This is a genomic window from Pseudophaeobacter leonis (assembly GCF_002087335.1).
In the GTDB taxonomy this organism is placed as follows: Bacteria; Pseudomonadota; Alphaproteobacteria; order Rhodobacterales; family Rhodobacteraceae; genus Pseudophaeobacter; species Pseudophaeobacter leonis.
Genome location: NZ_MWVJ01000122.1, coordinates 40,965 through 50,358, shown reverse-complemented (window position 1 = coordinate 50,358; position 9,394 = coordinate 40,965). Strand labels below are relative to the sequence as shown.

Annotated in this window: 6 protein-coding genes and 4 pseudogenes; 4 read left to right on the top strand and 6 right to left on the bottom strand. The window is 61.6% G+C overall.

Annotated elements, in window-relative coordinates:
• Window positions 1-279: alcohol dehydrogenase catalytic domain-containing protein (locus B4968_RS22295; RefSeq protein WP_148664073.1), on the bottom strand; the 279-nt coding region annotated here is incomplete at its 3' end.
• A gap of 361 nt (window positions 280-640) precedes the next feature.
• Between B4968_RS22295 and B4968_RS22290 the strand changes: the two are divergent.
• Both B4968_RS22290 and cueR read left to right on the top strand, forming a co-directional pair.
• Window positions 641-3,143 (top strand): annotated as a pseudogene (locus B4968_RS22290) (heavy metal translocating P-type ATPase).
• 22 nt (window positions 3,144-3,165) lie between these two features.
• Window positions 3,166-3,563: pseudogene (cueR, locus tag B4968_RS22285) on the top strand (Cu(I)-responsive transcriptional regulator).
• A gap of 172 nt (window positions 3,564-3,735) precedes the next feature.
• Here cueR and B4968_RS22280 read toward each other — a convergent pair.
• The 4 genes and pseudogenes from B4968_RS22280 to pcaC form a co-directional block, all read right to left on the bottom strand.
• Window positions 3,736-4,566 carry a 3-oxoadipate:acetyl-CoA acetyltransferase gene (locus B4968_RS22280; RefSeq protein WP_083101374.1) on the bottom strand — a complete coding sequence of 277 codons (831 nt, stop codon included), beginning with the start codon at window positions 4,564-4,566 and terminating at the stop codon, window positions 3,736-3,738.
• A gap of 12 nt (window positions 4,567-4,578) precedes the next feature.
• A complete protein-coding gene (pcaG, locus tag B4968_RS22275) occupies window positions 4,579-5,202 on the bottom strand; it encodes a protocatechuate 3,4-dioxygenase subunit alpha (protein ID WP_083101373.1) in 624 nt (207 codons plus the stop codon).
• Window positions 5,202-5,941, bottom strand: a pseudogene (gene pcaH, locus B4968_RS22270) (protocatechuate 3,4-dioxygenase subunit beta). Before pcaH ends, pcaG begins: the two are co-directional and overlap by 1 nt.
• 62 nt (window positions 5,942-6,003) lie before the next feature.
• Entirely contained in the window at window positions 6,004-6,402 is a 399-nt protein-coding gene (gene pcaC, locus B4968_RS22265) for a 4-carboxymuconolactone decarboxylase (protein WP_083101372.1), read from the bottom strand.
• A 116-nt stretch (window positions 6,403-6,518) separates the two neighbouring features.
• On the opposite strand from pcaC, the gene pcaQ reads away from it, so the two are divergent.
• The gene (gene pcaQ, locus B4968_RS22260; protein WP_277620982.1) at window positions 6,519-7,523 is read left to right on the top strand and encodes a pca operon transcription factor PcaQ; all 1,005 of its coding nucleotides are present in this window, start codon (window positions 6,519-6,521) and stop codon (window positions 7,521-7,523) included.
• Here the strand turns inward: pcaQ and B4968_RS22255 are convergent.
• Window positions 7,455-8,066, bottom strand: a complete 612-nt coding sequence (locus tag B4968_RS22255) for a TetR/AcrR family transcriptional regulator (protein WP_083101371.1) — start codon at window positions 8,064-8,066, stop codon at window positions 7,455-7,457. The genes pcaQ and B4968_RS22255 overlap by 69 nt on opposite strands.
• 448 nt (window positions 8,067-8,514) lie before the next feature.
• On the opposite strand from B4968_RS22255, the pseudogene B4968_RS22250 reads away from it, so the two are divergent.
• Window positions 8,515-9,390, top strand: a pseudogene (locus B4968_RS22250) (branched-chain amino acid ABC transporter permease).
• The last annotated feature ends 4 nt before the right edge of the window (window positions 9,391-9,394 follow it).

The following is a 9,394-nucleotide window of genomic DNA, read 5'->3' as shown; positions in this document are numbered from 1 at the left end:
GCGGCACTCGGGGGTATAAAGCGGGATCACGTGGTCGCCCACTACCAGGCTGGTGACGCCTGCGCCGACCTCGATCACGACGCCTGCCCCCTCAGGGCCAAGGATCGCCGGAAAGATGCCCTCGGGGTCATCGCCGGACCGGGTGAACTCATCCGTGTGACACAGGCCGGGGGCCTTGATTTCCACCAGCACCTCGCCCGCCTTGGGGCCCTCCAAGTTCACTTCCATTACTTCGAGCGGCTGGCCCGGAGCAACTGCAACGGCTGCACGTGTGCGCATCATATGTTTGATCCTTTGTTCTGTTCCTGAGGCCCTGACTGGAGCGGGCCCGACGTGGGTCCCTGTCAAAATGGGTCTCGTGTCAATATGTCTCCCCTGTTTCAGGGGGCTGCCCTAGGGGTCTAGCCTAGGGGTACAGAGGCTTGCGCTGGCAGGCAAGCGCAAGCTGTCTGCCTGAAGTTTCCCCAATGATTTGACCCGTGCCAAAAGCGACCACATCGGCGGCAATGCCGCTGAAAGGCGCCGTTTCCTGTGGTGGCTTTCTGTGGCGGCAAATTTTGTCTGGCTCAGCCCTTGACCTTCCCCTGACTGGAAGCCCCATATCCTATCCACACCACGACTCTCTTTTTGGATGTATCCGATGCAACAGCGCCACATTTCACTGCAAATCACCGGTCTCAACTGTGCGGCCTGCGCTGCGCGGGCTGAGCGCGCATTGGTGCAGGTGAACGGGGTCAGTGCTGCCTCGGTTAATCTGGCCAGCGGCAAAGGACAGGTTGAGGCTGCGGCTGAGCTGCCGGTGAGCGCGCTGGTTGCAGCACTGGATCAGGCCGGGTATCCGGCGGCGCTGTCGCATCTCAGTCTTGATATCCAAGGGTTGAGCTGTGCGTCCTGTGTGGGCCGGGCGCAGGCTGCGTTGCGGGCTGTGCCGGGGGTGGTGACAGCTGAGGTTAGCCTTGCGACAGAACGGGCCGAGATCAGCTATTTGACGGGGGCCAGCCGTGCGGCTGACCTGATCGCGGCGAGCGCTGCCGCAGGCTATGCGGCCCGTCTGCACGGGGTTGAGGTCGCTGCCGCGGAGGACACACGCCAGCGCAAGGCGGATGAAATCAAAACGCTGTCGCACCAGGTGATGATGGCCGCCGCTTTGACGCTGCCGGTCTTTGTCATCGAGATGGGGGGCCATATGGTGCCTGCGATGCACCATTGGGTGATGGCAAACATCGGCCAGCAAAACAGGTATCTGCTGCAATTCGTCCTGACGACACTGGTTTTGATCGGGCCGGGGCGGCAGTTCTACAGCAAGGGCTTTCCAGCACTTGTGCGTGGTGCACCCGATATGAATGCGCTTGTCGCACTGGGCACCTCTGCGGCCTATGGGTTTTCGGTGGTCTCGACCTTTTGGCCGGGCCTGCTGCCCCCTGGCGCCGCCGATGTTTATTATGAGGCGGCTGCCGTCATTGTGGTGCTGATCCTGACGGGACGTCTGCTGGAGGCCCGCGCCAAGGGTCGCACCGGCGCGGCCATTCGCAAACTGGCCGGGCTGCAACCAAAGACCGCCGAGGTGGTGAGCGGCGACACTGTGGTCGAGACTCTGGTCGATGATATCGCGGCCGGTGATCTCATCCGGCTGCGTCCCGGTGCGCGGATTGCGGTGGACGGTGAGGTGATTTCGGGGCGGTCATATGTCGATGAAAGCATGCTGAGCGGTGAGCCGGTGCCGGTGGAAAAGAGCGCCAGCTCCCGCGTCTCAGCGGGTACTGTCAACGGCAGCGGCGTGCTGGAGTTTCGCGACACGCATGTCCGGCGTGACACAGCCCTGGCGCAGATTATTCAAATGGTTGAGCAGGCGCAGGGTGCCAAGCTGCCGGTGCAGGGCCTGGTGGATCGCATAACCCTGTGGTTTGTGCCCGCCGTGATGTTGACGGCTGCTCTGACTGTTTTGCTTTGGCTGCTGCTGGGACCGGCGCCCGCGGTGCCACTGGCGCTGGTGGCCGGGGTTTCGGTGCTGATCATTGCCTGCCCCTGCGCCATGGGACTGGCCACGCCGACCTCGATCATGGTGGGCATAGGGCGGGCGGCGCAGCTGGGCGTGCTGTTTCGCAAGGGCGACGCGCTGCAACGGCTGCAAGAGGTCAAGGTGGTGGCGCTCGACAAGACCGGCACCCTGACCCAGGGCCACCCGGCGCTTACCAATTTCATGGCCGCGAAAGGGTTTGAGAGCGAGGCCGTTCTGCGTCTGGTGGGGGCGGCAGAATCCCAGTCCGAACACCCAATCGCCCGTTCTCTGGTCGCGGCTGCAGGCAAGGGGCTAGCACAAGCGGATAGCGTTGAGGCGATCCCCGGATATGGCCTGCGGGCCGTGGTTGAGGGGCAGGAGGTTCTGGTGGGGGGCGCGCGGCGGATGCAGCGCGAAGGCATTGCATTTGCCGCACTTGAGCAACAGGCCATGTGCTGGGCCGCAGCAGGTGAGACACCCTTTTTTGTCGCCATCAACGGGGAGGCTGCCGCAGCCCTTGCCGTGGCGGATCCGATCAAACCCGGTACGCCCGAGGCCATTCGGGCGCTGCAGGCGCGTGGCCTCAAGGTGGCAATGATCACTGGCGATGCTGAGGCGACGGCACGCGCGATTGCGGCGCGGCTTGGCATTGATGTGGGGCGGGCCGAGTGCCTGCCGGGGGACAAGGTTGCGGCCCTCAAGGATCTGCAGGCAGAGTTCGGCGCGCTGGCATTTGTCGGCGACGGGCTGAATGACGCGCCCGCCCTTGCTGCAGCCGAGGTGGGCATTGCCATTGGCACCGGCACGGATGTGGCCATTGAGGCGGCCGGATGTGGTGCTGGTGTCAGGTGATTTGCGCGGAGTTCTGAATGCCCTGAGCATCAGCCGCGCCACCATGCGCAATATCCGGCAAAACCTCGGCTGGGCCTTTGGCTATAATATCTTGTTGGTGCCGGTGGCAGCAGGCGCGCTGTATCCTTTTGGCGGCCCCTTGTTGTCGCCAGCGCTGGCGGCCGGGGCCATGGCGCTTTCCAGCGTCTTTGTGCTCAGCAACGCCCTGCGCTTGCATCGGCTGAAATCCAGCTTAGATGAGGGGGCAGAGGTGCGCAGGGGCGTGTCTCAAAACCCCAGCCCCGTTGTATGAGCTGGCGCAAGAGGAGGTTCGCATGAATATCGGTGATGTTGCCACCCGCTCGGGCCTGCCGGCCAAGACCATCCGCTACTACGAGGATATCGGCCTGATCAAACCGCATCGCAGCGACAATGGCTATCGCTGTTTTGCCGAGGCAGATCTGCACAAACTGGCTTTTTTGGAGACCGGGCGCGCGCCCTGGAGTTCACCATTGAAGACTGCCGTATGCTGATGGCGCTCTATGAGGATGAGAGCCGCGCCAGTGGCGACGTCAAGCAATTGGCGCAAGAGCACCTGAGCAAGATCGAGACCAAGATCGCCGATTTGCAGGCGATGCGGGACACGCTGACAGAGCTGGTGCAGTGCTGCGCCGGCGACAATCGCCCGGACTGTCCTATTCTAAAGGATCTGTCGGGGCACAGTCCCGACTAGCCAGTCCCGATTAGGCCTGCAATGATTGACCGCAGCTGACATGGCCCCGGCCTGGCCTGTGGCGGATGGAAAAAAGAGGGCAGGCCGCAAGGCTCGCCCTCTGAATGTTTTTCAAGTCTGGCCCCGAGTGGATCTGACAGTTTTAGACAGTGTTTGACTGTGTCAGCCAGTTTCAGACTGGGCGCAGCTCCAGGATCTCGCGGGCCTGTTGCCAGGTGGCGACGGGGCGCTCATATTTCTCGCACAGATCAACGGCGCGCTGCACCAAGGCTGCGTTTGACGGCGCCAGAGTCTCGCGGTCCAGACGCAGATTGTCCTCAAGCCCGGTGCGGGTATGACCGCCTGCGGCAATGGCCCATTCATTGATCTGGATCTGGCCGGGGCCAATGCCGGCGCCACACCATTCCGCCTCGGGGGCCAGACGTTTGACGGTTTCAATGTAGAAATCAAAGGTCTCGCGATCCACTGGCATGGCGTTTTTGACGCCCATGACAAATTGCACATAGAGCTTGCCGGCAATACGCCCATCGCGGTTCATTTTGACCGCCTGGTGGATATGGGACAGATCAAAGGCTTCGATCTCGGGTTTGACCTCATACTGGCGCATCTCGCTGGCGAGCCAGTCCACCAGCTCCGGCGGGTTTTCATAGACACGGGTCGGGAAGTTGTTGGACCCCACCGAGAGCGAGGCCATGTCGGGACGCAGCGACAGCATGCCACCGCGCTCCTTGCCCGCGCCTGAGCGGCCGCCGGTCGACAGCTGAACGATCATGCCGGGGCAGTGTTTGTTCAGCCCTTCCAGCAAAAGGCCAAAGCGCTCGGGGTCCGAGGTTGGGTTTTGATCCTCGGTGCGCACGTGGCAATGGGCAATCGAGGCCCCGGCCTCAAAGGCCTCCTGGGTGCTTTCGATTTGCTCGGCGATGCTGATCGGCACGGCCGGGTTATGTTCCTTGCGTGGCACCGAACCGGTGATGGCGACGCAGATAATGCAGGGTTTGCTCAACTCTGTTGCTCCTCAGATATCGAAGAATACGGTTTCATCGTCGCCTTGCAGGTGAATGTCAAAACGATAAACCACCTGGCCGTCCCGTTCGCTGCGTTTTGCGATCAGTGTTTTGCGGCGCTTTTCCCACTCAATGACATTGATCACGGGGTCGGCGGCGTTGGCCTCGGCCTCGTCTTCAAAATACAGGCGGGTGTTCAGGCCGACGTTGATGCCGCGCGCAACGATCCAAAGATTGATATGCGGCGCCATCATCTGACCATTGCGGCCCATAACAGCCCCGGGCTTAACCGTCTCAAAGCCCCATTCACCGCTGTCAAAATCGGTGATGACACGGCCCCAGCCGCGAAAACCTGCCTCGACCTCGCCGGGATGTTCGGGATGGGCGTAGATGCCTGCTGCATTGGCCTGCCAGGCCTCCAGCAGCACGTCCTTCACCGGAGAGCCGGTGCCGTCGGTGACCAGCCCCTCAATCCGGATGCGCTCACCAGCAGCATTGGGACCGGTGATGTCCTGACCCAATGCTGCTGGGTCGTAGATCTCAAATCCCGCAGCACCGGGGGCAAGGCCAATGTGCATATAGGGGCCTGCGGTCTGCGAGGGTGTTTCTTTCAGATACTCAAGCTGTTGTGGCATCAGTTCCCCTCCAGGCGGTTTTCAAACAGGGTCGAGCGGCGGCCGCGCAGCACGATGTCGAATTTATAGGCGATGGTGTCCAGCGGAATGGTGGCATTCATGTCCAGACGCGCGATCAGCTGCTCGATGGCGTCGGGATCCGGGATCGTCGCCACGATGGGCAGGTCTTGATCAGCGGGTCGCCCTCAAAATACAGTTGGGTGATCAGGCGCTGGGCAAAGCCGGTGCCAAAGACCGAGACGTGGATATGCGCCGGGCGCCAGTCGTTGACCCAATTGCGCCAGGGATATGCGCCGGGCTTTACCGTGCGAAAATAGTAATAGCCGTTTTCATCCGTCATAGTGCGGCCACAGCCGCCAAAATTGGGATCAATCGCGCCCAGATAGGCGTCCTTCTTGTGACGATAGCGCCCGCTGGCATTGGCCTGCCAGATCTCAACCAGCGTGTTGGGCACGGGGCGGGCGTTTTCGTCCAGCACCCGGCCATGCACAATGATGCGCTCGCCAATGGGGCTTTGCTCGGGCTGGGCATAATTGGTCAGCAGGTCGTTGTCGCCGGGCGCCAGATCGGAATGACCAAAGCGCGGGCCGGTGATCTCGCTGACGGTGTTCTCGAGGCTGATCATCGAGAGTTTCGGCGAGCGCGCCACAGAGGTCTTGTAGTTCTGGTGAAAGGCGGGCGGGTGCCAGCGACGGTCACGCTGGTAGAACTCGCCCTGTTTTGGGGGTGCTATGGTCATTGTGTCTGTCCTCCTCAGGTCGAAATCCAGCCCGAAATTCAGGCTGAAATTCTGGCCGAAATCTAGGTCGGGTTCGCGGCGGATTCTGCATCCATTTCCGCGTAGGTTTGTTTGGCCAGCTTCAGCGCATGATTGGCGCGCGGAACTCCGGCGTAGATTGCCACATGCTGAAAGGCCTCGATCACATCGGTGCGGCTGGCGCCGGTGCGGGCGGTGGCACGAATATGCATCGGGCTTTCCTCAAAATTGCCCATCGCGGCCAACAGCGCCAGCGTCAGCATTGAGCGCTCGCGCTGGCCAATGCCGTCTGACGCCCAGACCGTGCCCCAGGCGCCTTCGGTGATCAGGGTCTGAAAGGCTGTGTCCATATCCGTCTTTGCGGCCTCGGCCCGGTCCACATGGGCGTCGCCCAGAACGGCGCGGCGGGTCACCATGCCCTGGTCATATTTGCTGTCACTCATCCGCAAGCCTCATCTTCTGATTGGTCTTTAGGCAGTATCGCATATCAAAAATGAGCTGTATAATGCGAATAACAACATGTTTGCATAGCGAGAATGATATGCTTTTGTCGGATTAGCTGAAATTACGCCATCTCGAGGTTTTTGTCGAAGTGGCCCGTCAGGGCAGCGTCACCCTGGCCGCCGAGGCGCTGGGCCTGACACAGCCGGCCGTCACGCGGGCGCTGCGCGAGCTGGAGGCGGTCTGCGGCAAGCCGCTGGTTGAGCGCCATGGGCGCGGTATCCGGTTGTCGCCCTATGGCGATATGTTTCGCCACCATGCAGGCCGCAGTCTGGCGCTGGCGCGGGACGGGGTGGCGATGTTGCAGGGCCTTGAGGCGGGCGAGGGGCCGCAGCTGTCTGTTGGCGCGTTGCCAACGGTGTCGGCCACTCTGGTGCCGGATGCCCTGGCCGAGCTTGGCGCGGGCGAGACCCGCAGCCGGTTTTCTGTCACCACCGGGGACAACCGCTACCTGCTGGACCAGCTGCGCCGCGGTGATCTGGATCTGGTGGTGGGGCGGCTGCCTGCGCCGGAACATATGGTGGGCATTGATTTTGAACCGCTGTTTCATGAGAGCGTGGCTGTGGTGGTCGCGGCAGGCCACCCGCTGGCAGGGCTGGCGCATCTGCCGCCGGGGGCCTTGCAGTCCTATCCGGTGCTGATGCCCTCAAAGGGCTCGATCATCCGCCCGCTGGTGGAGCGCCTGTTTCTGGAGCAGGGGCTGGGGATGCCGCAGGCGCCGGTTGAGACGGTCTCGGCCACCTTTGGCAGGCGCTTTGTGCTGGATCACGGCGCGATCTGGATCATCAGCCAGGGGGTTGTCCGTGCCGACCTGCGGGCCGGGGTGATGCAGGCGCTGCCGCTGGACACCAAAAGCACCCAGGGGCCGGTGGGGCTCTGCATGCGCAGCGAGCATCAGCTGTCAGATCTGGGGCTGCGGTTTTGCGCCTGCCTGCGCAACCTGTGCAGCGCGACGGACGCGGAGGGCGGGTCGCAAACAGGGCCGGTCGAGGCCTCAGGCGCGCAGACTGGCCAGCGCCATGCCACTGACATCGCGGGCGATGGTGTCCAGGAAATCCTGTGAGGCGCCGCGCTCGGGGCGGAACCAAAAGACCGGCGAGTTGAGAATCAGCATGAGGCCTGCGACAGCCACAGTCAGATTGCGCGGCTCAAAGCTCCCCTCTGCCATGCCCCGTTCCACTTCGCGGCGAAACAGCAGCTCATACTGACGCTGCCCGCAGCGGAGCTTGTCCTGCAGGGCGCGCTCGACCTCAGTCACAGCCTTGGCTCTTGCGCCGGAATAGGTTTGCAAAATGACCCTGTGGTAGGGCAGCGAGCCCAGCACCGTGTAGACATGGCTGCGTGACATGTTGTCCAGCGAGACAGCCGCAGGCAGAGAGGGGTCAATCTCTTGTTCCACGGCGCGGTGGGTAAAGCCGGCCGCCCGCAGCTGAACCGCAGCCAGCAGGGCGCCTTTTGAGGAAAAGTGATGATATATCCGCCCTTTGGTCGATCCAAGCTGGGCTGCGATGTCATCCACCGACGCGGCATCCGCCCCCAGCATCATGAAGCAATGGGCTGCGGCGTCCAGGATTTCGCTTTTGGAGCGGCTGATTTGTTCGACCATAGAATTCTGCCTGCACTTCAGGTTGCTGTCCCGCTTATCAGACCGCGCTAAAGAGAGGCAATCCCCCTGGGGCACTGCAGCTGTGCGGTCCTGCCGTCAAACCACGTGTTCCGCAAAAAGACTGACCAGTCCTGCCTGAACAGTCCTGCCCCAAAAACTCAGGCAGCTCAGGCTTGAATACCTCATCCCTAAAGGCCGCTTAGCGGGTGTGGGCCGCATCTGGCCCAAGAATCAGCTTAGAGGGGCAGAGGCGTAAAAAACAGGCGCTCTTTCGGCAGTTGACGCTGGGTCCCGGTGATTGACAGGTCAAAAACATACTCATTAGTCTGTTTTTAGACGCTTGGGATTCCACCGCTTGAGGAGGCGCCGTGGAAATTCGCTAAAAAGGCGCAAAGGCCCGGATCAGACAGGGCAGGGAACCGTTCTTTAGGAACGGGGGGAGGAAAATTTGGAAGTATTGCAGCTCTTGGTCAGTGGGCTTGCGAACGGCTGTGTCTACGGCCTGATCGCGCTTGGGTTCGTGTTGATCTACAAAGCCACCGAGGCGGTGAATTTCGCCCAGGGTGACTTTATGATGATTGGGGCCTTTGTCAGCCTTGGTCTTACCAATGCGGAATATATGGATTTGCCGTTCTGGCTCGCCGCACCTTTGACAATCGCGATCATGGCGGTGTTTGGATATTTGCTCGACATGTTTGTGCTGCGGCACCTGTTTGGTCAGAGCCAGCCCGCCGTTGTGATCCTGACAATCGCCATGGGCTTCGTGCTGCGCTTTATTGCCGGGCTGATCTGGGGCCATGAGCCGCAGACACTCGAAAGTCCGCTGGCGCTGGGGGATCTGCACATTGGCGGCGTGGTTCTGGGGATGGCGGATGTCGCCATCATCGTGGTTACCTTCCTGATGACCTGGTTCCTCTATCAGTTCTTCCAGCGGACCAAGCTGGGGCTGGCGATGCAGGCGGCAAGCCAGAACCAGATGGCGGCCTATTTCATGGGGATTCCGGTGAAACGCGTTCAGGGGCTGATCTGGGGTCTTGCCGGCGCCACGGCGGCGGTGGCGGGCATTCTGTTTGCCTCTAAGGGGGCGATTGATCCCAATGCGGGCCTGCTGGGCATCAAGGCCTTTGCAGCTGCGGTCATCGGCGGCTTTGGCTCGCTCCCCGGCGCTCTTGCAGGTGGTCTGATCGTTGGGGTGATTGAGCCCTTTGCGGCGCGCTATCTCGCTGCCTGATATTCACAAATTGCGCCCTATGCCCTGTTGCTGGCCGTGCTGATCTTCAGACCTCATGGTCTGTTCAGCCAGGTCCGCGTGAAGAAGGTATAACCCC

Excerpts from the sequence above, each read along its gene's own strand:
- pcaG (WP_083101373.1), bottom strand. The coding sequence starts at position 5,202 with ATGCCACAACAGCTTGAGTATCTGAAAGAAACACCCTCGCAGACCGCA.
- pcaC (WP_083101372.1), bottom strand. The coding sequence starts at position 6,402 with ATGAGTGACAGCAAATATGACCAGGGCATGGTGACCCGCCGCGCCGTT.
- B4968_RS22255 (WP_083101371.1), bottom strand. The coding sequence starts at position 8,066 with ATGGTCGAACAAATCAGCCGCTCCAAAAGCGAAATCCTGGACGCCGCA.